Genomic DNA, 24,975 nt, shown 5'->3' with positions numbered 1-24,975 from the left:
TATGCACAACAACAGCACAGAAATTAGAGGTTATCATGGCTATTGAACGTACTTTTTCCATCATCAAGCCGAACGCGGTGGCAAAAAACGTTATTGGCAGCATCTTTGCGCGCTTTGAAGCAGCAGGGTTCAAGATTGTCGGTACTAAAATGCTGCACCTGACCGTTGAGCAGGCTCGTGGCTTCTATGCAGAACACGACGGCAAACCATTCTTCGACGGTCTGGTAGAGTTTATGACCTCTGGTCCAATCGTGGTTTCCGTACTGGAAAGCGAAAACGCCGTTCAGCGTCACCGTGACCTGATGGGCGCAACCAACCCGGCGAACGCGCTGGCTGGCACCCTGCGTGCTGACTACGCTGACAGCTTCACCGAAAACGGCACCCACGGTTCTGATTCTGTAGAATCTGCTCAGCGCGAAATTGCTTACTTCTTCGCAGAAGGCGAAGTCTGCGCACGTACCCGCTAATTATTTCGTAAATGCCACGTGCAAACGTGGCATCCATGCGCCAGAATTTGTACAATGCAACGCCCCCGGATGAGCAGCTTGCTCGCCGGGGCGTTTCTTTTTCAACCCTCCAGGGGCCATAACGTGTAATAACGAGGCCGGAATACACTATGTCTGAACAAATTGTCACACCTGATAACGTCTCACTGACGGTTCCCAATAAAGATGCCAAAATCAACCTGCTGGATTTAAACCGTCAGCAGATGCGCGAGTTTTTCAATAACTTAGGCGAAAAGCCTTTCCGCGCCGATCAGGTAATGAAGTGGTTATATCACTACTGCTGCGATGACTTTGATGAGATGACTGACATCAACAAAGTTTTGCGCGCCAAGCTCAAAGAAGTCGCTGAAATTCGTGCCCCGGAAGTGGTGGAAGAACAGCGTTCCTCTGACGGCACCATCAAATGGGCTATCGCCGTCGGCGATCAGCGCGTTGAAACGGTCTACATCCCGGAAGACGATCGCGCCACCCTGTGCGTCTCTTCTCAGGTCGGCTGTGCGCTGGAATGTAAATTCTGCTCCACGGCGCAGCAGGGCTTTAACCGTAACCTGCGTGTTTCGGAAATTATCGGCCAGGTCTGGCGTGCGGCGAAAATTATCGGCGCGCAGAAAAAGACCGGCGTTCGTCCGATTACCAACGTGGTGATGATGGGCATGGGAGAGCCGCTGCTCAACCTGACCAACGTGGTTCCGGCGATGGAAATCATGCTCGACGATTTCGGTTTCGGTCTGTCTAAACGTCGTGTCACCCTGTCTACTTCTGGCGTTGTGCCAGCGCTGGACAAACTTGGCGATATGATTGACGTCGCGCTGGCGATTTCCCTTCATGCGCCGAACGATGAAATTCGCGATGAGATTGTCCCGATCAACAAAAAGTACAACATCGAAACCTTCCTCGGTGCGGTACGTCGTTATCTGGAAAAATCTAACGCCAATCAGGGTCGTGTGACCATCGAGTACGTGATGCTTGACCACGTCAATGACGAAACTGACCACGCGCATCAGCTGGCAGAGCTGCTGAAAGATACCCCATGTAAGATTAACCTAATCCCATGGAACCCGTTCCCGGGTGCGCCATATGGTCGCAGCTCCAACAGCCGAATCGATCGTTTCTCTAAAGTGCTGATGGGCTACGGTTTCACTACCATCGTGCGTAAAACCCGCGGCGACGACATTGACGCGGCCTGTGGCCAGCTGGCGGGCGATGTTATCGACCGTACCAAGCGGACAATGCGTAAACGTATGCAGGGTGAACCGATTGAGGTGAAAGCGGTCTGATAGACCGTACTCCGCGCACGATTTTCTGCGCGGAGTCTAAAATGTTTAAGGAATAACCGAAACGCACTGATCCGATTAATAATTACGGTGCGTTTATGCCAGGATTAAGGCAGTATGTAGCGGGGCAACAACAGGTTAGCCTTACGTTTAAGGGGTTAGCCGAACGTGTTTATACTGTCTGTCGGATGACGGGCAATCAGATGTTTCGCGGTGCGGTTTTTCCGCCACCAGAACCTAAATTTACGTAGCAGCAGCTGTAGCGAATGAATACTGAAGCCACTCAAGACCCACAAGCAGCACAAAGCACGGGGACGCGTCTGCGTAACGCCCGTGAACAACTCGGACTCAGCCAGCAAGCTGTCGCTGAACGCTTATGCCTGAAGGTGTCCACCGTTCGCGATATTGAAGACGACAAGGCGCCGGCCTCACTCGCTTCAACCTTCCTGCGTGGCTATATCCGATCCTATGCCCGTCTTGTTCATATTCCTGAAGAAGAGCTTTTGCCTATTCTGGCGAAAGAGGTTCCGGTTCGCGCGGCCAAAATGGCACCAATGCAGAGAATGTCTTTGGGCAAACGTCGCAAGAAACGAGACGGTTGGCTGATGAGCTTTACCTGGCTGGTCCTGTTCGTGGTTGTCGGTCTGACTGGCGCATGGTGGTGGCAGAACCACAAAGCGCAGCAGGAAGAAATCACCACAATGGCCGATCAGTCCAGTGCTGAACTGAATGCTAACGACAGCAGCCAAAATGTCCCGCTGGATACCAGCGGTTCACAGACTCAGGCGCCAGACGCCACGGCTGACACTGCACCATCAGCCCCTGCTGCGGATGCTAACGCACCTGCGGCAAGCGCACAGACTGCACCGGCGCAAACCGCGCCAGATGCACAGAGCACCGCACAAACGAATCCGCAAAACAATGCGGTCGTCTCGCCGTCTCAGGCTAACGTGGATAGCACCGCAACGGCGGCGGCTACCCCGGCAGCCACGCTGCCAACCGATCAGGCTGCGGTCACGCCAAACGCTAGCCCGAACGCGCTGGTGATGAACTTCAACGCAGATTGCTGGCTGGAAGTCACCGATTCTACCGGTAAAAAACTGTTCAGCGGTTTACAGCGTAAAGACGGCACGCTCAATTTAGAAGGCCAGGCGCCGTACAAACTCAAAATCGGCGCACCGGCGGCCGTTCAGATTCAGTTCCAGGGTAAACCTGTCGACCTGAGCCGTTTTATCAGAACAAACCAGGTTGCACGTCTGACGCTTAATGCCGAACAATCACCGGCACAGGCTCAGTAACAGACGCGTAACGCGGGAGATTTCGCATGCATAACCAGGCTCCGATTCAACGTAGAAAATCCAAACGCATTTACGTTGGGAACGTGCCAATCGGTGATGGGGCTCCTATCACCGTGCAGTCCATGACCAACACGCGCACCACCGATGTGGAAGCAACGGTCAATCAGATTAAAGCCCTCGAGCGCGTTGGCGCGGATATCGTCCGCGTCTCGGTCCCGACCATGGACGCTGCCGAAGCCTTTAAGCTCATCAAGCAGCAGGTCAACGTACCGCTGGTCGCTGATATCCACTTCGATTACCGCATTGCGCTGAAAGTGGCTGAGTATGGCGTGGACTGTCTGCGTATCAATCCCGGCAATATTGGCAGCGAAGAGCGTATTCGTTCGGTTGTCGACTGCGCGCGCGATAAAAACATTCCTATCCGCATCGGCGTGAATGCCGGATCGCTGGAAAAAGATCTGCAGGAAAAGTATGGCGAGCCGACGCCTCAGGCGCTGCTTGAGTCCGCTATGCGCCACGTCGATCATCTCGATCGTCTGAACTTCGATCAGTTTAAAGTCAGCGTGAAAGCGTCTGACGTGTTCCTCGCCGTAGAGTCTTATCGCCTGCTGGCCAAGCAAATCGATCAGCCTCTGCATCTGGGGATCACCGAAGCGGGCGGCGCGCGTGCCGGTTCCGTGAAGTCGGCGATTGGCCTCGGTTTGCTGCTCTCTGAAGGGATCGGCGACACGCTGCGTATTTCGCTGGCGGCGGATCCAGTCGAGGAGATCAAAGTGGGCTTTGATATTCTCAAATCGCTGCGTATCCGCGCGCGTGGGATCAACTTCATTGCCTGCCCAACCTGTTCGCGTCAGGAGTTTGACGTGATCGGTACCGTGAATGCCCTCGAACAGCGCCTGGAAGATATCCTCACCCCGATGGACGTATCGATCATCGGTTGCGTGGTGAATGGCCCGGGTGAAGCGTTGGTGTCCACGCTCGGCGTGACCGGCGGCAATAAGAAAAGCGGCCTGTATGAAGACGGCGTCCGTAAAGACCGTCTCGACAATAACGACATGATTAGCCAGCTCGAAGCCCGCATTCGTGCCAAGGCCAGCATTCTTGACGAAGCCCGCCGTATCGACGTGCAGCAGGTCGAAGCAAAATAACGTATTGGGAAGCTGCACGCTTCCCGTGTATGATTGAACCCGCAGACGCCCCGGGCGTCAGGGTTCATTTTTGTATCTATAAAGAGAAAAAACGTGGCAAAAAACATTCAAGCCATCCGCGGCATGAACGATTACCTGCCGGGCGAAACCGCTCTCTGGCAGCGCATTGAAGGCACTCTGAAACAGGTGCTCGGCAGCTACGGTTACAGTGAAATCCGTTTGCCGATTGTAGAGCAGACCCCGTTATTCAAACGCGCTATCGGCGAAGTTACCGACGTGGTTGAAAAAGAGATGTATACCTTTGAGGACCGCAATGGCGATAGCCTAACGCTGCGTCCCGAAGGGACTGCGGGCTGCGTACGCGCCGGCATCGAGCATGGTCTTCTGTACAATCAGGAACAGCGTCTGTGGTACATCGGCCCGATGTTCCGTCACGAACGTCCGCAGAAAGGACGCTATCGTCAGTTCCATCAGCTGGGTTGTGAAGTGTTTGGCCTGCAGGGCCCGGACATCGACGCTGAGCTGATCCTGCTCACCGCGCGCTGGTGGCGTGCGCTGGGGATTTCCGAACATGTTAGCCTTGAGCTGAACTCCATCGGTTCACTGGAAGCCCGCGCGAATTATCGTGAAGCGCTTGTGGCCTATCTGGAACAGTTCAAAGACCAACTCGACGAAGACTGCAAACGTCGCATGTATACTAACCCGCTGCGCGTGCTGGATTCGAAAAATCCGGACGTTCAGGCGCTGCTTGATAACGCACCGGCGCTGGGCGATTACCTTGACGATGAATCCCGTGAACACTTTGCAGGCCTGTGCGCGCTGCTCGACGATGCCGGGATTGCCTACACCGTGAACCAGCGTCTGGTTCGTGGTCTCGACTACTACAACCGCACCGTATTCGAGTGGGTGACCAGCAGCCTCGGTTCCCAGGGAACCGTTTGTGCGGGTGGCCGTTACGACGGTTTAGTGGAACAGCTCGGCGGTCGTGCTACCCCTTCCGTTGGCTTTGCGATGGGTCTTGAACGTTTAGTTTTACTGGTTCAGGCCGTCAACCCGGAATTTAAAGCCGATCCTGTTGTCGATATATACCTGGTCGCTTCTGGCACCGGTACTCAGTCCGCCGCACTGCGTCTGGCTGAAGAGCTGCGTGACCAAATGCCGGCCATCAAACTGATGACAAACCACGGCGGTGGTAACTTCAAGAAGCAGTTTGCTCGGGCAGACAAGTGGGGCGCACGCGTTGCCTTGGTGCTGGGTGAATCTGAAGTGGCCGAAGGTAATGTGGTGATTAAAGACTTGCGCTCTGGTGAGCAGACGACTGTAACGCAGGACAGCGTTGCCGCGCATTTGCGCACACTGCTGGGCTAATCGCCCGGGACTATTATTCAGGAGAAGAACTGCGTGGAAGTCTACAGTAACGAAAACGAACAGGTCGACGCGATTAAAAATTTCTTTGCTGAAAACGGCAAAGCGCTGGTGGTGGGCGTTGTGCTGGGGATTGGAGCGCTGATTGGCTGGCGTTATTGGTCCTCACATCAGGAAAACAATTCCCGTGAGACGTCACAGGCCTATGAAAGTGCCATGACGACGCTGAAAGCGGACAAACCAGAGACCTATGCTGCTGCGCAGAAAATCGCGGCAGACGAAAAGAATGCCTACGGCGCATTTGCCGCGCTGGAACTGGCTCAGCAGTTTGTTGACGCTAACCAGCTGGATAAAGCCGAGAAACAACTGCAGCTGGGCCTGGCTGCCGCGCCTGACGATAACCTGAAATCGGTTATCAACATGCGTCTGGCCCGCGTTCAGCTGCAAATGAAACAGCCTGATGCAGCACTGAAAACCCTTGAGGGTATCAAAGGGGAAGGCTGGACAGCTATCGTCGCGGACTTACGCGGTGAAATCCTGTTAAGCAAAGGCGATAAGCAGGGGGCTCGCGCCGCCTGGGAAGCTGGCGTAAAAAGTGATGCTTCACCGGCGCTCAGCGAAATGATGCGCATGAAAATGAATAATTTGTCCATCTGAGAGGGACCCGATGCAATTGCGTAAATTACTTTTGCCAGGACTGCTGTCTGTTACGTTATTGAGCGGTTGTTCACTGTTTAACAGCGAAGAAGACGTTGTCAAAATGTCCCCGCTGCCAACGGTTGAAAATCAGTTTACCCCGACGACCTCCTGGAGCGAGTCTGTAGGTAGCGGCATTGGCGATTTCTACTCCAATCTGCACCCGGCTTATGCTGATAGCGTGGTGTATGCGGCAGACCGTAGCGGTACCGTGAAGGCACTGCACGCAGAAAGCGGGAAAGAAGTGTGGTCCGTGAACCTGGCTGAGAAAGACGGCTGGTTCTCACATACACCGGCGCTGCTCTCTGGTGGCCTGACGGTAAACGGCGGCCACGTGTATGTTGGCTCTGAAAAAGCACAGGTTTATGCGCTGAACACCAGTGACGGTACCGTTGCGTGGCAGACCCGTGTTGCCGGTGAAGCATTATCGCGTCCGGTGGTGAGCGACGGTGTGGTGCTTATCCATACCAGCAATGGTCAGATGCAGGCCCTGAATGAAAGCGACGGTGCGGTGAAATGGACCGTTAACCTCGACATGCCAGCGCTGTCTCTGCGCGGTGAATCCGCTCCGGCAACCGCCTTTGGCGCCGCCATCGTTGGCGGTGATAACGGTCGTGTGAGCGCTGTGCTGATGCAGCAGGGTCAGTTGATTTGGCAGCAACGTATTTCCCAGGCCACCGGCCCGACCGAAATCGATCGTCTGAGCGACGTCGATACCACGCCAGTTATCGTGGACGGTACGGTTTACGCGTTGGCGTACAACGGCAATCTGACCGCGATGGATCTGCGTAGCGGCCAGGTGATGTGGAAACGTGAACTGGGCTCGGTCAACGACTTTATCGTCGACGGCAACCGTATTTATCTGGTCGATCAGAACGACCGTCTGCTGGCGCTCAGCACCGATGGTGGTGTGACGCTGTGGACGCAGAGCGATCTGCTGCACCGTCTGCTGACATCCCCAGTGCTGTATAATGGCAGCCTGGTCGTCGGCGACAGCGAAGGTTACATGCACTGGATTAACCCGCAGGATGGCCGCTTTGTTGCTCAGCAAAAAGTGGACAGTTCAGGATTTCTGACCGATCCTGTGGTGGCCGATGGTCAACTGCTGATCCAGGCGAAAGACGGTACGCTGTACTCCCTTACGCGTTAAGTCTGTTCGCGGTATGCATTGCAAACGGCCCCTGTTTTAGCAGGGGCCGTTTTACTGTTTTTAGATTTTAAGAGGCATTTATCATGGTACCTGTGGTCGCGCTTGTCGGGCGCCCTAACGTTGGAAAATCCACGCTGTTTAACCGTCTGACGCGCACGCGAGATGCGCTGGTCGCGGATTTCCCGGGTCTGACTCGTGACCGTAAGTACGGTCGTGCTGAAGTGGAAGGCCGCGAGTTTATCTGTATCGATACCGGTGGTATTGATGGCACGGAAGAAGGTGTGGAAACGCGCATGGCAGAACAGTCGCTGCTGGCGATTGAAGAAGCTGACGTTGTGTTGTTTATGGTGGATGCGCGTGCGGGGCTGATGCCTGCGGATGTGGCTATCGCTAAGCACCTGCGTTCACGCGAAAAAGCGACCTTCCTGGTGGCCAACAAAACCGATGGCATCGATCCGGATCAGGCGATGGCGGATTTCTGGTCTTTGGGCTTAGGTGATATTCACGCGATTGCCGCTTCACACGGGCGCGGTGTTACCAGCCTGATTGAAGAAGCGCTTCTGCCGTTTATGGAAGAGATTGCACCTGCTGAAGAAGTGGATGAAGACGCTGCCTACTGGGCGCAATTCGAAGCGGAACAGAATGGCGTCCCTGTCGAAGAGCCGGAAGACGACTTTGACCCGCAGAGTCTGCCTATCAAACTGGCTATCGTTGGTCGCCCTAACGTCGGTAAGTCAACGCTAACTAACCGTATCCTCGGTGAAGACCGTGTGGTCGTTTACGACATGCCGGGCACCACCCGTGACAGCATTTATATCCCGATGGAACGCGATGAACGCGAATATATCCTCATCGATACCGCCGGGGTACGTAAGCGTGGCAAAATCACTGACACCGTAGAAAAATTCTCGGTTATCAAAACCCTGCAGGCGATTGAAGACGCTAACGTAGTGATGCTGGTTATTGATGCCCGCGAAGGCATTTCCGATCAGGACCTCTCGCTGCTCGGCTTTATCCTCAATAGTGGGCGCTCACTGGTTATCGTGGTCAACAAATGGGATGGCCTGAGCAATGAAGTGAGAGAGCAGGTCAAAGAGACCCTCGACTTCCGTCTGGGCTTCATCGACTTTGCCCGCGTGCACTTCATTTCTGCATTGCACGGTAGCGGCGTGGGTAACCTGTTCGAGTCCGTTCGCGAAGCCTACGACAGCTCAACTCGTCGCCAGAGCACCGCGATGCTGACCCGCATCATGACCATGGCGGCAGAAGATCACCAGCCGCCGCTGGTTCGTGGTCGTCGTGTGAAGCTGAAATATGCCCACGCCGGGGGTTACAACCCGCCGATTGTGGTTATCCACGGCAACCAGGTGAAAGACCTGCCGGACTCTTACAAACGCTACCTGATGAACTACTTCCGCAAATCGCTGGACGTCATGGGTACACCAATCCGCATTCAGTTCAAGGAAGGGGAAAACCCGTTCGCGAACAAGCGTAATACCCTTACCCCGAACCAGATGCGTAAACGTAAGCGTCTGATTAAACACATCAAAAAAGGTAAGTAAGCGCGGCTGATAAGCTGGCGCGGTACTGATACTAACCCGCCTGATGGCGGGTTTTTTTGTCTGTGAGGTTAACGATGAAACTCGGATTTATTGGCCTGGGTTCGGTAATCGACACCGCCTGGTTACCGGCGCTTCAGCGTCTGAATATATCGCCTGCGCAGTGCTTTGGTTTTGATGTTGACGCGGCCCGCGCACCCGCTGGGATAACGCGCTGTGATTCTCTGGAGGCGTTACTGGCGACCCAGCCAGATATGGTGTTGATAACTACCGCCTCGCTGGCGCACTTACCGGTGCTGGAACAGGTGCTGCAAACGGCCGTGCCGCGCATCGTGGTGGAGAAACCGGTGGCGGCAACGCTGGCGCAGCTGGCTCGGCTTCAGGAGTTATTGGCCCGGCCTGAACATGCCAGCCGGGTGCTGGCGTTCGATCACTGGATGGCGCGTGATGGCGTGGCACAACTGGCGCATGGCGACCCTGACAGCGACTGGCAGCCGGAGGCGGCGTATTCCCTGGTGAGTACGCCGATTTTGTCGTTGGCGGATATTGCAAAAATTGAAGGTTATCTGCTGGAGCCGAGCGGGTTTAACGCCCAGGGCGAACCGATCGCCCTCAACTTTGCCACCGGCGAACCGGATACCCGCCAGCTTCGCCACCCTGACGGGGTGATTGTCGATATTGGCACCCACGTGCTGGCGATGATGCATGAAACGCTGGCCGCGGTGGGCGTGAATAATCAACTCCGCCTGACGCTGTGCGAGGCCAAAGACCGGCTGGGCAACGCCATTACCCCGGGTGACGTCACCACAGCCGAAGGCAGCGCGCATCTGCAGGGCGAGCTGGGCGGCATTCCGCTGGAGATCTGGCTGAATAAATACGCCGGGCCAGCCGGCGGGCAAAAAGGCATTCGCCTGCATCTGCATAACGGGACGGTGCTCAGCCAGGATCGCCGTGGAGCGCAGGACGTGCTGGAGATCTGGCAGGACGAAACCGTTAAGCGCTGGACGCTGGATGGCCCGATCTACGGTCGCTGTCTGGGTCGATTTATCCTGGGCGCCAACAGCATATTTGCACGCATGCCGGAGCAGGTCAGCATCCTGACTCAGCGACGAATCGCAGAAGTCACGGCTCTGCTGCAATTACAGCAACAGCTGCGCGGCCCGCATTGAGGTCCGTGGTAAAATAAACTGATGTTTCCGAAGACCTAAGGAGTCCCTATGGAACTGAACTGTCCGGTTTGTAACCATCCGCTGGAGCGGCAGGGCGATAAAGCCCATTGCGCGCAGTGCGAGCAGGATCACGCAGTGCAGGCGCGGTGTCCGGAATGCCATAAGCCGCTGGAAGTGTTAAAGGCTTGCGGGGCGGTGGATTATTTTTGCCAGAACGGCCATGGATTAATTTCGAAAAAGCGCGTGGAGTTTGTCGTCGCGCCATAAAAACCCAGGAAATGCCCGATAGTGCTTTGCTTATCGGGCCTGGAGTTTCGCTTTACGCGTCCGCGTTTTCTTCGCCGCAGTCACTTTTGTCACTTCGCTTTCCACCACCCCATCTTCAAGGCGGGTCGTTAAGGTGTCGCCCGCTTTCAGCTGTTTGGTCTTTTTCACCAGTGTGCCATCGGCGGCGGTAGTGACACTGTAGCCGCGTGCCAGGGTCGATAACGGGCTGACGGCTTCAAGATGCGTCACGGCATTACCAAAACGTTCACGCGAGGTGCTGAGCTGTGCCCGCAGCGTTTGTGTCAGGCGATATTCCAGCTGCTGAATGCGCGTCTGCGCCCGATAAATTCGCGGCTGCGGGTTTTGCTGATTCAGGCGTTGAACCATGCGCTGCTGGCGCTGGGTCGATTTCTTCAACTGGTTATCCAGCGCAAAATTCATGCGCTGACGCAGCCTGTCGAGCACCGTTTGCTGGCGTGCGAGGCGCAGCTGCGGATGCTGCTGTTGCAGTCGATGCTGAAGCTGACTGAACCGACGGTTACGGTTGGCGATAAAGTAGTCCATCGCCATTTCCAGCCGTTGTTGCGCAGACTGTACCTGGCGCAGCAGTTCCAGCTGATTACGACTCACCATTTCCGCAGCCGCAGAAGGGGTAGGGGCACGCAAATCAGCCACGAAATCGGCAATGGTTACATCGGTTTCATGCCCGACTGCGCTCACTACCGGAATGCGACTGGCAAAAATGGCCCGTGCCACGCGCTCGTCGTTAAAGCTCCACAAATCTTCCAGCGAACCCCCGCCGCGCCCAACAATCAGCACGTCACACTCTTCACGCTGGTTTGCCCGTTCGATGGCGCGAACGATTTGTGCAGGCGCATCGTCACCCTGCACCTGAGTGGGATAAATCACCACCGGCAGCGACGGGTCACGGCGTTTCAGAATGTGGAGAATATCGTGCAGCGCGGCCCCGGTTTTCGAGGTGATGACCCCGACGCAGTGCGCAGGCGTCGGCAACGGCTGTTTGAATTGCTGATCGAACAGGCCTTCCGCATTCAGCTGTGCTTTTAACTGTTCGAATTTCTGCTGCAACAGCCCTTCGCCCGCGGGCTGCATACTTTCGACGATAATCTGGTAATCACCGCGCGGTTCGTACAGCGTGATATTTGCCCGGACTAAAACCTGCTGACCGTGCTGCGGTCGAAACGTGACCCGGCGATTGCTGTTGCGAAACATCACGCAGCGCACCTGGGCGTTGTCATCTTTGAGGGTAAAGTACCAGTGGCCGGAAGAGGGCTGAGAAAAGTTGGAGATTTCGCCGCTGATCCACACTTGCCCCATTTCCTGCTCAAGCAGCAAACGCACCGTCTGATTCAGGCGGCTAACGGTAAAAATTGCGGGGGAATGAGAAGGCAACATGTGAGCGAGATCAAATTCTAAATCAGCAGGTTATTCAGTCGATAGTAACTTGCTCAGAAGCGATCGCAAGCATTTTTTGCAAAAAAGTGTGGATGCAACCGATTACGCTCTGTATAATGCCACGGCAATATTTATTAACCACCCAGGTAGAGATATTGCCCATGCTACGTATCGCCAAAGAAGCACTGACGTTTGACGACGTCCTCCTCGTTCCCGCTCATTCCACCGTTCTGCCGAATACTGCCGATCTCAGCACGCAGTTGACCAAATCCATTCGCCTGAACATTCCTATGCTGTCTGCGGCAATGGATACCGTGACGGAAGCGCGCCTGGCAATTGCCCTGGCTCAGGAAGGCGGCATCGGCTTTATTCACAAAAACATGTCTATCGAGCGCCAGGCGGAAGAAGTTCGCCGCGTGAAGAAATACGAATCTGGCGTGGTCTCTGATCCGCAAACCGTTCTGCCAACCACCACTCTGCACGAAGTGAAAGAGCTGACCGCGCGTAACGGTTTCGCCGGTTACCCTGTGGTAACGGAAAGCAACGAACTGGTCGGCATCATCACCGGTCGTGACGTGCGTTTCGTCACCGACCTGAGCCAGCCGGTTAGCGTCTACATGACCCCGAAAGAGCGTCTGGTCACCGTGCGTGAAGGTGAAGCCCGCGACGTGGTCTTCGGTAAGATGCACGAAAAACGTGTGGAAAAAGCGCTGGTGGTTGACGAGAACTTCCACCTGATCGGCATGATCACCGTTAAAGATTTCCAGAAAGCAGAACGTAAACCTCAGGCGTGTAAAGATGAGCATGGTCGTCTGCGCGTAGGCGCTGCGGTTGGCGCTGGTGCCGGTAACGAAGAGCGCGTTGATGCGCTGGTTGCGGCAGGTGTAGACGTGCTGCTGATTGACTCCTCTCACGGCCATTCCGAAGGCGTACTGCAACGTATTCGCGAAACCCGTGCCAAATACCCTAATCTGCAAATCATCGGTGGTAACGTGGCAACCGGCGCGGGGGCTCGTGCCCTGGCTGACGCTGGCGTGAGCGCGGTCAAAGTGGGTATCGGCCCTGGTTCTATCTGTACTACCCGCATCGTCACCGGCGTGGGCGTACCGCAAATCACCGCCGTTGCCGATGCCGTTGAAGCGCTGGAAGGCCTGGGTATTCCGGTTATCGCCGATGGTGGGATCCGTTTCTCCGGCGATATCGCCAAAGCAATTGCCGCAGGCGCTAGCGCTGTCATGGTGGGTTCTATGCTGGCGGGTACCGAAGAATCACCGGGTGAAATCGAACTCTACCAGGGCCGTTCTTACAAATCCTATCGCGGCATGGGCTCCCTCGGCGCAATGTCTAAAGGTTCCTCTGACCGTTACTTCCAGACCGATAACGCCGCTGACAAACTGGTGCCGGAAGGTATCGAAGGCCGCGTGGCCTATAAAGGCCGTCTGAAAGAGATCATTCATCAGCAGATGGGCGGCCTGCGCTCCTGTATGGGGCTGACCGGCTGTGGTACCATCGACGCGCTGCGTACTAAAGCGGAATTTGTACGCATCAGCGGGGCGGGCATTCAGGAAAGTCACGTACACGACGTGACGATTACCAAAGAGTCCCCGAACTACCGCTTGGGTTCTTGATTATTCCCCGCGCCCGGCTTATGCCGGGCGTTTGATTTTGTTTCACTTGCCCTGGAATTACCGTCAATGACCGACAATATTCATAAACATCGCATTCTTATCCTCGATTTTGGTTCTCAATACACTCAGCTGGTAGCGCGCCGCGTTCGTGAGCTGGGCGTCTATTGTGAACTGTGGGCCTGGGACGTTACCGAAGCACAAATTCGTGAGTTCAATCCGAGCGGTATCATCCTGTCCGGCGGCCCGGAAAGCACCACCGAAGACAACAGTCCGCGCGCACCGCAGTATGTGTTTGAAGCCGGCGTCCCGGTTCTTGGCGTCTGCTACGGCATGCAGACCATGGCAATGCAGCTGGGCGGTCATGTTGAAGGCTCTAACGAGCGTGAATTTGGCTATGCGCAGGTTGAAATCAGAACCGACAGCGCGCTGGTTCGCGGTATCGAAGATGCCCTGACCGCCGAAGGCAAACCGCTGCTCGACGTCTGGATGAGCCACGGCGACAAAGTCACCGCGATCCCGTCCGATTTCGTCACCGTAGCCAGCACCGAAACCTGCCCGTTCGCCATTATGGCCAACGAAGAAAAACGCTTCTACGGCGTGCAGTTCCATCCGGAAGTGACCCACACCCGTCAGGGTCTGCGTATGCTTGAGCGTTTCGTGCGCGATATCTGCGAATGTGAAGCCCTGTGGACTCCGGCAAAAATTATCGATGATGCCGTCGAGCGTATTCGTCAGCAGGTCGGCAACGATAAAGTGATCCTCGGCCTCTCCGGCGGCGTGGATTCGTCCGTTACCGCCATGCTGCTGCATCGTGCCATCGGCAAAAACCTGACCTGCGTATTCGTCGACAACGGCCTGCTGCGCCTGAACGAAGCTCAGCAGGTGATGGACATGTTCGGCGACCACTTCGGTCTGAACATCGTTCACGTTGAAGGCGAGGAGCGTTTCCTGTCTGCCCTGGCGGGTGAAAACGAGCCGGAAGCGAAACGTAAAATCATAGGTCGCGTATTCGTGGAAGTGTTCGATGAAGAAGCGCTGAAGCTGGAAGACGTGAAATGGCTGGCGCAGGGCACTATCTACCCTGACGTTATCGAATCTGCGGCCTCAGCCACCGGCAAAGCGCACGTCATCAAATCTCACCACAACGTGGGCGGCCTGCCGAAAGAGATGAAGATGGGTCTGGTTGAGCCGCTGCGTGAGCTGTTCAAAGACGAAGTGCGTAAAATCGGTCTGGAACTGGGCCTGCCGTACGACATGCTGTACCGTCATCCGTTCCCGGGGCCGGGCCTCGGCGTACGTGTGCTGGGCGAAGTCAAGAAAGAGTACTGCGACCTGCTGCGTCGCGCCGATTCTATCTTCATCGAAGAACTGCACAAAGCGGACCTGTACAACAAAGTGAGCCAGGCGTTCACCGTGTTCCTGCCGGTTCGTTCCGTGGGCGTGATGGGCGATGGCCGTAAATACGACTGGGTGGTTTCCCTGCGTGCGGTCGAAACCATCGACTTCATGACCGCGCATTGGGCGCACCTGCCGTACGACTTCCTCGGCCGCGTGTCCAACCGCATCATTAATGAAGTGAACGGCATTTCCCGCGTGGTGTATGACATCAGCGGTAAGCCGCCAGCGACGATTGAGTGGGAATAATCCCGCATCGAATCTAGCCTCAAAGCCCGCGTAACTGCGGGCTTTTTTGTTTTTGTTTAAGCCGTTTTACGCGTCACCCACCAGAATCCCAGCGCGACCAGGCTGACTGCCGCTCCCAGCAGACACACGCCTTGCCAGCCCGCGTGGGCATAGGTCGCGGTGGTGGCGATAGCGCCCAGACCGCTGCCGACGGCATAAAACAGCATATACAGGCCCACCAGGCGGCTATGGGCTTCGGGGCGGGTACGAAAAATCAGGCTCTGATTAGTGACGTGTAGTGCCTGCCCACCTAAATCGAGCAGGATAATGCCGATAACCAGCACGCCGAGTGACCATTCCATTTGTGACAGCGGCCACCAGGCTAACAGTAATGCCGCCAACGCCGCCGCGCTGGTGCGTTGGGCATATCCCCGATCCGCCCATTGCCCGGCGCGGGTGGCGGCCAGCGCCCCGACCACACCAACCAGCCCAAAAGCACCGATGACGGTATGCGAGAAGTTGTAGGGCGGTGCGCTTAACGGCAGTACCAGCGCACTCCAGAAAATATTGAACGCGGCGAACATCAGCAGCGCCAGCATGCCGCGTACCTGCAGCACTTTTTCCTCCCGCAGCAGCGTCAGCATTGAGGCAATCAGGCGCGGGTAGCTCATCGACTGGGTTGTGGCCGCTAGATCAGGCAGCCGTCGCCACAGCGGGAGCGTAATCATCAGCATCAATCCGGCAGCACAGAGATACACCCCTCGCCAGCCCGCGAGGTCACTGACACCTCCTGCAAACACCCGAGCCAGCAGCAGGCCAATGAACACGCCGCTTTGTGCGGCTCCAATCACCCGACCTTGTTCATGCGACGCCGCCGCGCTGGCGGCATAGGCAATCAGCCCCTGCGTCATCGCCGTGCCCAGCAGGCCCACCGCGAGCATCCCCGCCAGCAGAATGGGGGCAGAATGCGCCAGGCCGACGACGATCAGGGCGACCACTAACGCCACCAGTTGTATGGCCATCAGACGACGCCTGTCGAGCAGATCGCCCAGCGGCACCAGCAACAAGAGGGCCAGGGCACAGCCGATTTGCGTGGCGGTCACTACTCCGCCGACTGCCGCAGGGCTAATGCCGAAGTCGCGTGCCAGCACATCGAGCAGGGGCTGCGCGTAATAGACATTGGCCACGCTCAGGCCGCTGGCAATGGCGAACAGCCATACCAGGCTGCGCGGCATGTCTGTCGTTAGCGGTAATGCAATCGACGTCTTCATGATCCCGACCTTTAGGTTTCTGGTTTTAAAATGAAACTAGTTGAAGGCTAGATTATGTAGTTTTAAAATGCAACCAGAAAGCCACCATTATCCCGTGAGAGGATCCGATGACGCCCCCAAAATCTATGCCCGATGAACCTTGCCCGGTTGCCCGCAGTGTCGATCTGATCGGGGATCGCTGGTCGCTCCTCATCGTGCGTAATGCCTTCGATGGCATGCGGCGTTTCAGGGATTTTCAGCGCAGTCTGGGCGTGGCGCGCAACATCCTCTCCGACCGACTGCGTAAGCTGGTCGAGGCAGATATCCTCGCCATGCAGGATGCGTCGGATGGGACGGCATATCAGGAATATGTGCTGACGGAAAAAGGTGAAAGCCTTTTTCCCGTGGTGGTGGCACTGCGACAGTGGGGGGAGCAACATCTGTTTGCGCGTGGCGAACGCCACTCGGTGCTTATCGACAAGCGTACCGGCCGGGCGGTTCCCTTTATGGCGCCAACAGCGCACGACGGGATGGTGCTGGCGCCCGACGCGACCGAGGTACAGAAGATTAAATAGCCTGTAGCACTTTGTTGATTCCTGGCAGAAAAGCCTGCAAAAAAGGGCGACCCAAGCCGCCCTGTCATAATGCAGTGATGGCCTTGAATTACGAGGCCGTCTTCGTCTCATCCGTGGTGTCGGTTGCTTCGGTTTCCGGCGTATCCACCATCACCTCCTGAATGACCTCTTCATCCATTCCCGGATTAAGCGCCACCGCCAGCGGCGATGAGGTCAGGCTGTCGGGCATTACCACGTGCGGCATCGGCGCATCGACCACAATCTCCGGCTGGCGTTTTCGGATCCAAGTGATAAGTGCGATGGTTGCCCCACAGAGCGTAAAGCAGAAATAGAGCACGTTGCCGCCGAACGGCTGCATGATGGCCCCGGTGACCAGCGGCCCGATACAGGCCCCGACGCCAAAGGCCATCAGCAGACACGCCGTAAGCGAAACGCGGCGTTCTGGCTCTACGCGGTCGTTGGCGATGGCGACCCCGAGCGGATAGAGCGAGAACATCGCCATGCTGGATACGAACGCCGTGCCGAGTAGCCAGTAAAAGCCGAGATGCGGTAACACCGACAGCGGCAGAGAGGCGACCGCGAACAGGATGGCGGTGTAAAACAGCAAATGTTGACGGTCGTAGCGGTCGGAGAGCCAGCTCAGCGGAAACTGTGACACCATGCCGGCAAAAATAGTGACCCCCATAAACAGGCCGGTCTGCCGGGTGGAGAGGCCTTGCGAAATGGCATACACCGGCGCCAGGCCGTAGAATGCTCCGGCGGCCATGCCCATGACCAGCGTGGCGGCCAGCAGCTTCGGGATAGCCTTAAAGAAGTAGCCTAACTCCATTGGCGCAGGCGACATTGGCTGCGCGGTGGTGCGGGTGGTGAGCGCAATAGGCACCAGGCACAGGGCAAAACAGAGCGCCACAATCAGTAGCATCGACGGCCCCGTTCCGGCCGCGGCCATCAGGATGATTTGCCCGCCGCACAGGCCAAGATAGGTAGCGACCATGTACAGGCCGAAGATGGCGCCGCGCTGTGAAGACTCCGCGCGATCGTTAAGCCAGCTTTCCAGCACCATGTACTGACACATCATGCACAGGCCGATCACCAGGCGCAGAAAAATCCACAGCGGAATGAAATCGCTGAGTCCGTGACCAACCACGGAAGCGGTGATAATCCCTGCACAAGAGACATAGGCGCGGATATGCCCGACGCGGGCAATCAGGTTGTGACCGACTTTGCCACCAATCACCAGACCGAGATAGTTAGCAGCGGTAATCGCACCGATAACCGTGCCGCTGACCTCTTCATGCGCAAGACGCAGTGAAATATAGGTGGTCAACAGGCCGGAACCGAGCAGCATCAGCAGGGTGGTGGTGTACAGCGGCAGAAAGGTATTCAGGACATTTTTCATACGTTTCCCTGTATTGGCTGTTCGTTACGGGTTCACCTTAATCGTGCTTGGTTTTGCCGTAGGATGCAAATGCAGGGACGGAAACGCGGGGAAACGGTGCTGTGGACGCAGATTTATCGGATTTTTTACTCGGTACGGACCTGGGGTTCTGTGACGACCTGGCTCGATTGCTGTGCGGCTTTCTTGTCCTGATGATGCTGCCAGGCGCCGATAGAGGAGTAGACGAAGCGGCCAAAGAAAAAGAGGAAGCTAATAAGGATGATGATCCGGGTCATGCGACTATTGAATTGATGTCGTTTGCGCATTGGGGTTGCCTGGCTCACTGAGGGTTCCTGTAAAAATACCCGTTTCGGGCGATGGGCCTATTAAGGCACAGCGGGGCAGCAGGGTCAATTAACAACTGCGTGAAAATTGCACAAAAAAAGCGAAAGTGCGGATGCAATGGGTCGTGGATAAGGATATGTGAGTACAAGGGGGCTCAGCGGCCCTTCGTTGATTTATGTCAAATTGCCTGAGCGGATACTCACTATAATCTCTTGCCCCACTCCGCACTGTGATTTTTGCGGGTGTCGAAATCAGGTTGGATGCCTGTCTGAATCTGCCCATCAGGAATTGGGTCCTCTTATGAGCATCTATGCACCTTACTAAATTCTACAAAGACAATCGCGATAAGTGGTGGGGACTTCCGTTAATCCTGCCTTTACTGCTGCTGCCCGTTGCCCGAATGGCGAATACTTTTGCGCTGATCGATGGCGGCGTGGTTTCGCTCTACTATCTGCCCCTCGCGCTACTGCTGTCGCTGATGCTCTTTTTTGGCTTGAAGGCATTGCCGGGGATCGTGGCTGGCATCTGGCTGGTGATTTGTCCCGGTATGAACGTGCCGGAAAGCCTCTGCATCACCTTTCACTTTTTAATTCCGTTGATCCTAAGCTGGGGCGGTTATCGGGTCTTTGCCCCGCGACGGCACGCCCTGTCCTATGGTTGCGCCCGCTTAATGCCGCAGCGGATATTCTGGCAGGTGTTTTTCCCCGCCACGGTGTTTCAGTTTTTACTGCTGGCCTGCGTCTTTTTTGAGATCCTTCCCGCGCGACTGTCGCTGGCAGGCGCCGGACCGCTAACGCTGCACAGTTTAATCAATTATCAATCACTGCTGGTGGGCTGTTTTACCGGCGTACCGCTGTGTTATCTGGTGATCCGTATACTCCGTCATCCCCGCTACCTGAAATCCTTCATCTCGCAGTTACGCCTACAAATCGATTCCAAGGTCACGACCTCCGAAATGGTTATCTGGTCGCTGGCGGTGCTGGTTCTCATGGGGTTACTGTTTATTCCGATGGCTAATTCGGCGTCGATCTTCACCACCAACTACACGCTTTCGCTGCTGCTGCCGGTGATGCTGTGGGGGTCGATGCGTTTCGGCTATCGGCTGATGGCGATCATCTGGACGCTATTGCTGATAGTTAGCATTCACTTTTTCTATCGGTACGTACCGGTGTATGCGAGTTACAGCAACCAGCTGGCGATCACCTCATCCAGCTATCTGGTGTTCTCTTTTATTGTGATTTATATGGCGATGCTTGCGACCCGGCAGCGATTTATTCATGCCAGGGTCAAGCGGATGGCGTTTATCGATCCGGTCGTTCAGTTGCCTAATCTGTGGGCGCTCACTCGCAAGCTGGCGGCCACGCCGTGGTCGGTTATCTGTTTCCTGCGTATCCCCGAACTGGAAGTGCTCGGGCGGCATTACGGCATGATGGTGCGCATTCAATACAAACAGAATCTGGGTAAATGGCTTGAGCCAGAGCTGCATGAGGGAGAGTGCATTTATCATCTGTCCGGCCACGATATGGTGATTCGGCTGAATACCGAAGACCACGCCGCGCGTATTGCGGCGATTGATGAGCGGATAAAAAAATTCCGCTTCATCTGGGATGGGATGCCGTTGCAGCCGAACGTGGGCGTCAGCTATTGCCATGTGCGCTCTCCGGTGATGCAGCTGCCGATGCTGTTGGGTGAATTGAGCACAATCGCCAACGCGTCGCTGGTGACCGGTTCTCCGGAGAATTTGCAGCATCGCAACGCGGTGCATCTACAGCAGCGTCTGAAAGATAAAGTCACCATGATGAACCGCCTGCAGCTGGCGCTGGAACACGGGCATTTTAGCCTGATGGCCCAGCCGATTGTCGGCATTCGCGGTGACAGCTATCACGAAGTGCTGCTGCGCCTCAAAGGTGAAGACGGCCAACTGATCCTCCCGGAAGAATTTCTCCCGGTGGCGCATGAGTTTGGCATGTCATCCCGGATAGATCTTTGGGTGCTGGAAAATACGCTGCAGTTTATGGACAGCCACCGCGAAACGCTGCCCGGCCTGAGATTGTCGGTGAACATTTCTCCGTCATCGGCCTGTGGCTCGCAGTTCCCGAAAGCGGTCGCCGATCTTTTGAAACGTCACAATATTCAGGGCTGGCAGCTGATCTTTGAGATTACGGAAAGTCAGTCGCTGAGTCACCCGGATCAGGCGCTGCTAAACATGAACCAGCTCCAGGCGCTTGGCTGTCGGATTGCGATTGATGATTTTGGCACGGGATATGCCAGCTACTCGCGGCTGAAAAAGGTCAGCGCTGACATCCTGAAAATCGACGGCAGTTTCATCAAGAACCTGTTATCGAGCAGCCTCGATTACCAGATTGTCTCATCTATTTGTCATCTGGCGCGGATGAAGAATATGCAGGTGGTGGCGGAGTACGTTGAATCGCAGGCGCTCAGTGAGGCGGCGTTGGAGCTGGGCATTGACTATTTACAGGGCTATTACATCGGCAAGCCAGAACCCTTAGAGAATCTGGCTGCCGGGAGTAGTAAACCGATATTGTCAGGCCGCAATCTCTGGTGAGGCTTCTTCCTCGGTGATTTTCAGCATCCAGCCGGTCACCGCTTGCCAGTACTGCTGCTCTTTTTCCAGGTCGAGCAGCACCAGCGCGTTCTGACTAAACCAGTCGTGTGGGAAATACAGCGTCCAGTGATTTTCATCGGTGACCAGTCGCAGCGTCGGCGGGGTGGTCGTCGCCTGGCGCTGGTTGTTCAGTAGTACGCCGAGGCGCAGCAGTTGGATCATCGGCAGGAACTGCTTCTTCTTAAACAGGGTAAAGCGCGGCAGGTCGTCCAGCTTGACCCCTTTACGGTGATACCGTACCAGCGTCGCGATCAGCGTCTGCTGTTCCTGATTGAAGCCCGGTAAATCGCTATTTTGCAGAATGTACGCCGAATGGCGATGCATCCCGCTGTGGTTAATGTTCAGCCCCACCTCGTGCAGCATTGCCGACCATTTCAGCAGCGCCGCCAGCTGTGGATGTGCCTGTTTCGGATTCTGCTGCACCCACTGCTCGTACATCAGATTGGTGGTATCCAGCACCCGACGCGCCTGTTCACGGTCGATATTGTACTGGCTGGCCAGACTTTCGGCGGTACGGCTGCGAATATCATCATGGCGGAAGCGGCCTTCCATTTCGTACAGCACGCCTTCACGCAGCGCCCCGTCGGACAGACGCAGCTCTTTAATCGCCAGCGAATCGAACACCCCGCACAGAATGGCCAGGCCCGGCATGAACACCGCCTGACGCTCTTCCGACAGCCCCGGCAGGCTGAGGGCGCTAAAGCTCTTAAACTTGAGCACTTCCTCAACCAGCTTCTCAAGACGCTCCGGCGTAATAATGCCGTCTTTCTCGCCCATTTCGACCAGCACTTCATGCACCGCTTTGATGGTGCCGGATGCGCCCATCGCCACGTTCCAGCCCTGAATGCGGTACTGCCACGAAAGGGTTTCCAGTTTCTGCACCGCCGCCAGACGAGCGCGCTGGAAGTTCTCTTTGCTGATAACCCCGCCCGGGAAGAAGACCTGCGCAAAGCTTACGCAGCCCATTCGACGGCTTTCCACCAGCTGCGGCGTAAAGTCTTCGCCGATAACCAGCTCCGTCGAGCCGCCGCCGATGTCGATAACCAGCTTGCGGCCTTTTTCTGGCTGGGTGTGCTCCACGCCCATAAATATCAGGCGCGCTTCTTCGTTCCCCGAAATAATTTCAATCGGGTAGGGGATAACTTTCTCCGCCCGCTTAAGAAATTCCGGAGCGTTTAGCGCCTGGCGCAGAGTGTGCGTGCCCACGATGCAAACGCTGGTCGGGGAGAACCCCTGTAGGCGCTCGGCAAACAGTGAGAGACAGTTCAGGCCGCGTTCCATCGCCTCTTCACTGAGCATATTGTTTTCATTCAGGCCGTCGGCAAGATGGACGCGCTGTTTCAGGCGACCAATAATTTGCAGCGCGCCGTCGACGACGCGCGCAATCACCATATGAAAACTGTTCGATCCCAGGTCGACCGCAGCAATCTCCTGCGGTCGTTTCGTTTTGGTTTTGATGGGCATAGATTAATCGGGCTGCTCAAGTGATTTGATGTAATCGTAAATCGCCAGCTGTGACCGGACTTTGCGGCGATTGCCGCGGGGCACGTAGCGATTACTCAGTTCTTTGTCGATAAAACGGGCTTTCACGGTATCGCTAAACAGCAGATCCACAATGGTCAGCACCTGCTGTTTCAGGCGCGAGTCGAGGATTGGCGTCGCAACTTCAATACGGTAATCGATGTTGCGCGTCATCCAGTCAGCGGAAGAGAGCCACACCTGTTTCGCGCCGCCATCTTCAAAAATATAGAGCCGATCATGTTCAAGATAGCGGTCAACAATACTAATGACGTTAATATTTTCGCTGATGCCTTCTAACTGCGGGATCAGCGAGCACATGCCGCGCACCAGCAGATTCACCGGCACGCCGGAACCGGATGCCGCATACAGACGATCCACCAGGCCTTTGTCGACCAGGTTATTCAGCTTCAGAGTAATACCGGACGGCCGACCGTTTTGCGCGTGAGCAATCTCGCGGTCGATCATCTCATACAGCAGCCGACGCGAGTTCTGCGGCGAGACCATCAGATATTCGAAATTCACCGGACGGTAAGGGTTCTCGATGAAGTTAAACACCCGGCGCACTTCGTTGGTGATGCGCGCATCGGCGGTCAGCAGCGAATAGTCGGTATACAGTCGGGCGGTTTTTTCATTGAAGTTACCGGTGCCGATATGCGCGTAACGCACCACGTCTTCGCCTTCCTTACGCGAGATAAGGAACAGCTTGGCGTGAATTTTCAGGCCTGGGGCCGAGAAAATAACGTGGACTCCCGCTTCCGTCAGGCGCTTCGCCCAATGGATGTTGGCTTCTTCGTCGAAGCGCGCCTGCAGTTCAACCACCACGGTGACTTTTTTGCCGTTGTGCGCGGCGTGGATCATCGAATCAATAATGCGTGAGTCTTTCGCCACGCGGTAAATATTGATTTTGATTGCCAGTACGCTCGGATCAAATGACGCCTGACGCAGCAGTTCCAGTACGTGCTCAAAGGTGTGATACGGATAGTACAGCAGCACGTCGCGTTCGCGAATGGCATCAAAGCCATTTCGGAATTTATCAAACCAGATGTGGCGCAGACGCGGCAGCGGTTTATTCACCAAATTGGCTTTGCCCACGTTTGGGAAACCGATGAAGTCTTTAAAATTATGGTAGCGCCCACCGGGGACGATCGAATCGTAGCGGGTGATGGCGAATTTTTTACGCAGCATCTCGACCATCGCATCGGGCATATCGCGCTGATACACGAAACGTACCGGCTCGGCGGTCAGACGCTGTTTGAGGCTGGAGGACATCAGCTCCATCAGGCTCGATTCCATCTCGTGCACCAGGTCATATTCGGCGTCACGGGTCATTTTCATGGAATAGGCATTCAGCGCGTCGTAATCAAAGAAGCCTTTGAAAATGTCATCGAGACAATAGCGCAGAATATTGTCGAGCAGGATCATCGGCTTGCGGCGGCGCGGCGTTTCCGGCGGTAAATTCACGAAACGCGGCACTTTATCGGACGGGATCTCCAGCAGCGCATAGCTAATTTCTTCGCCACGGATGATTTCCACCGCCAGATAGGTGTAATCGTCTTTCAGGAACTGCACCAGGTCCGTCTCCCGGTTAATCAGGATAGGCGTGATGTGCTGGCGCAGATAATGTTTGAAGTAGTGACGTAACCAGCTTTGCTGGTTGACCGATAGCTGGCGTTCGTTAATCAGGAAAATCTGGTTGCGGGCCATTTCGAGCAGCAGCTCGTTATAGAGGCCGTCAAACTCCTGATCGGCTTTTAGCACGCGCGCCTGAATTTTTCCCAGCAGATGGCGGGAATGGGCGGTTAGGCCTTGTTCTTCACTAATAATAATGCGGCGCTTCAGTTCGGCAAAACGGACCTTATAGAACTCATCCAGGTTATTGGAGTAGATCCCCAAAAACCGCATACGCTCTATCAACGGGTTACTTTTATCCGCCGCTTCCTGGAGAACACGCTCGTTAAACGATAACCAGCTGAGTTCTTTTTCGATATACAGCTTATCCTGACCCATTACTACTCACACTCCGGTTGGTTGACGCGGACAGCATTCACATTATGGCGAGCTTTAACCGCCGATGTCCAACTGTGTCAGTGAAGTATGACAATAATCTGTTTGTCGTGAACCTGCGATAGAGAATTTTTATTATTCAGCGGTATGGAAGCATATGGGAGGTGGGAGGAAGCA

General features: G+C 55.6%; 20 protein-coding genes. 14 read left to right on the top strand and 6 right to left on the bottom strand.

The annotated features are described in order from the left end of the window. The first annotated feature begins 35 nt into the window (after window positions 1-35). The 10 genes from ndk (at window position 36) to ACG0Z5_RS09490 (ending at window position 10,432) form a co-directional block, all read left to right on the top strand. Window positions 36-467: a nucleoside-diphosphate kinase gene (ndk, locus tag ACG0Z5_RS09535; protein WP_319628006.1), complete on the top strand. Its 432-nt coding sequence runs from the start codon at window positions 36-38 to the stop codon at window positions 465-467. Window positions 468-616: 149 nt separating this feature from the next. Next, on the top strand, window positions 617-1,783 hold the full coding sequence (locus ACG0Z5_RS09530) for a bifunctional tRNA (adenosine(37)-C2)-methyltransferase TrmG/ribosomal RNA large subunit methyltransferase RlmN (protein WP_394446738.1): 1,167 nt from the start codon (window positions 617-619) through the stop codon (window positions 1,781-1,783). Between the two features lie 263 nt (window positions 1,784-2,046). Next, window positions 2,047-3,078, top strand: coding sequence for a cytoskeleton protein RodZ (rodZ, locus tag ACG0Z5_RS09525; protein WP_394446736.1), 1,032 nt, complete (start codon window positions 2,047-2,049; stop codon window positions 3,076-3,078). A 26-nt stretch (window positions 3,079-3,104) separates the two neighbouring features. Continuing rightward, the gene (gene ispG / locus ACG0Z5_RS09520; protein ID WP_394446734.1) at window positions 3,105-4,226 is read left to right on the top strand and encodes a flavodoxin-dependent (E)-4-hydroxy-3-methylbut-2-enyl-diphosphate synthase; all 1,122 of its coding nucleotides are present in this window, start codon (window positions 3,105-3,107) and stop codon (window positions 4,224-4,226) included. Window positions 4,227-4,319: 93 nt separating this feature from the next. Beyond that, window positions 4,320-5,594, top strand: a complete 1,275-nt coding sequence (hisS, locus tag ACG0Z5_RS09515) for a histidine--tRNA ligase (RefSeq protein ID WP_394446732.1) — start codon at window positions 4,320-4,322, stop codon at window positions 5,592-5,594. Window positions 5,595-5,627: 33 nt separating this feature from the next. Continuing rightward, window positions 5,628-6,248 (top strand): YfgM family protein, encoded by a 621-nt coding sequence (locus ACG0Z5_RS09510; RefSeq protein WP_394446730.1) that lies wholly within the window; start codon window positions 5,628-5,630, stop codon window positions 6,246-6,248. 10 nt (window positions 6,249-6,258) lie between these two features. Then, on the top strand, window positions 6,259-7,437 hold the full coding sequence (bamB, locus tag ACG0Z5_RS09505; protein WP_394446728.1) for an outer membrane protein assembly factor BamB: 1,179 nt from the start codon (window positions 6,259-6,261) through the stop codon (window positions 7,435-7,437). Between the two features lie 83 nt (window positions 7,438-7,520). Then, complete coding sequence (der, locus tag ACG0Z5_RS09500; RefSeq protein ID WP_319628013.1) at window positions 7,521-8,999, top strand: ribosome biogenesis GTPase Der; 1,479 nt, start codon at window positions 7,521-7,523, stop codon at window positions 8,997-8,999. A 74-nt stretch (window positions 9,000-9,073) separates the two neighbouring features. Beyond that, window positions 9,074-10,165 carry a Gfo/Idh/MocA family oxidoreductase gene (locus ACG0Z5_RS09495; RefSeq protein ID WP_394446725.1) on the top strand — a complete coding sequence of 364 codons (1,092 nt, stop codon included), beginning with the start codon at window positions 9,074-9,076 and terminating at the stop codon, window positions 10,163-10,165. A 48-nt stretch (window positions 10,166-10,213) separates the two neighbouring features. Further along, window positions 10,214-10,432, top strand: a complete 219-nt coding sequence (locus ACG0Z5_RS09490; RefSeq protein WP_394446723.1) for a zinc ribbon domain-containing protein — start codon at window positions 10,214-10,216, stop codon at window positions 10,430-10,432. A 30-nt stretch (window positions 10,433-10,462) separates the two neighbouring features. Here the strand turns inward: ACG0Z5_RS09490 and xseA are convergent, their stop codons facing one another. Continuing rightward, a complete protein-coding gene (xseA, locus tag ACG0Z5_RS09485; protein ID WP_394446721.1) occupies window positions 10,463-11,848 on the bottom strand; it encodes an exodeoxyribonuclease VII large subunit in 1,386 nt (461 codons plus the stop codon). A 161-nt stretch (window positions 11,849-12,009) separates the two neighbouring features. Between xseA and guaB the strand changes: the two genes are divergently transcribed. Further along, complete coding sequence (guaB, locus tag ACG0Z5_RS09480) at window positions 12,010-13,476, top strand: IMP dehydrogenase (protein WP_394446719.1); 1,467 nt, start codon at window positions 12,010-12,012, stop codon at window positions 13,474-13,476. 66 nt (window positions 13,477-13,542) lie between these two features. After that, window positions 13,543-15,120 carry a glutamine-hydrolyzing GMP synthase gene (gene guaA / locus ACG0Z5_RS09475; protein ID WP_394446717.1) on the top strand — a complete coding sequence of 526 codons (1,578 nt, stop codon included), beginning with the start codon at window positions 13,543-13,545 and terminating at the stop codon, window positions 15,118-15,120. A 56-nt stretch (window positions 15,121-15,176) separates the two neighbouring features. Here guaA and ACG0Z5_RS09470 read toward each other — a convergent pair whose 3' ends face one another. After that, window positions 15,177-16,370, bottom strand: coding sequence for an MFS transporter (locus ACG0Z5_RS09470; RefSeq protein ID WP_394446715.1), 1,194 nt, complete (start codon window positions 16,368-16,370; stop codon window positions 15,177-15,179). A 107-nt stretch (window positions 16,371-16,477) separates the two neighbouring features. Here ACG0Z5_RS09470 and ACG0Z5_RS09465 point away from each other — a divergent pair, with 107 nt between their 5' ends. After that, window positions 16,478-16,924: a winged helix-turn-helix transcriptional regulator gene (locus ACG0Z5_RS09465; RefSeq protein WP_394446713.1), complete on the top strand. Its 447-nt coding sequence runs from the start codon at window positions 16,478-16,480 to the stop codon at window positions 16,922-16,924. A gap of 88 nt (window positions 16,925-17,012) precedes the next feature. On the opposite strand, the gene ACG0Z5_RS09460 is transcribed toward ACG0Z5_RS09465, so the two are convergent. After that, window positions 17,013-18,323 (bottom strand): MFS transporter, encoded by a 1,311-nt coding sequence (locus ACG0Z5_RS09460; RefSeq protein ID WP_394446711.1) that lies wholly within the window; start codon window positions 18,321-18,323, stop codon window positions 17,013-17,015. A 125-nt stretch (window positions 18,324-18,448) separates the two neighbouring features. Continuing rightward, on the bottom strand, window positions 18,449-18,646 hold the full coding sequence (locus tag ACG0Z5_RS09455) for a YfgG family protein (RefSeq protein ID WP_394446709.1): 198 nt from the start codon (window positions 18,644-18,646) through the stop codon (window positions 18,449-18,451). A 311-nt stretch (window positions 18,647-18,957) separates the two neighbouring features. On the opposite strand from ACG0Z5_RS09455, the gene ACG0Z5_RS09450 reads away from it, so the two are divergent. Continuing rightward, entirely contained in the window at window positions 18,958-21,213 is a 2,256-nt protein-coding gene (locus ACG0Z5_RS09450; RefSeq protein ID WP_394446707.1) for an EAL domain-containing protein, read from the top strand. Here ACG0Z5_RS09450 and ppx read toward each other — a convergent pair. Together ppx and ppk1 are read right to left on the bottom strand one after the other, a co-directional pair. Further along, complete coding sequence (gene ppx / locus ACG0Z5_RS09445) at window positions 21,193-22,737, bottom strand: exopolyphosphatase (RefSeq protein WP_394446705.1); 1,545 nt, start codon at window positions 22,735-22,737, stop codon at window positions 21,193-21,195. The genes ACG0Z5_RS09450 and ppx overlap by 21 nt on opposite strands. A 3-nt stretch (window positions 22,738-22,740) precedes the next feature. Further along, entirely contained in the window at window positions 22,741-24,801 is a 2,061-nt protein-coding gene (gene ppk1, locus ACG0Z5_RS09440) for a polyphosphate kinase 1 (protein ID WP_394446704.1), read from the bottom strand. Window positions 24,802-24,975 lie beyond the last annotated feature (174 nt).

The organism is Scandinavium sp. M-37, assembly GCF_043558715.1.
In the GTDB taxonomy this organism is placed as follows: Bacteria; Pseudomonadota; Gammaproteobacteria; order Enterobacterales; family Enterobacteriaceae; genus Scandinavium; species Scandinavium vulneris_A.
Note: the sequence above shows the minus strand (reverse complement) of the source record. Positions and strands in the feature narration are given on the sequence as shown.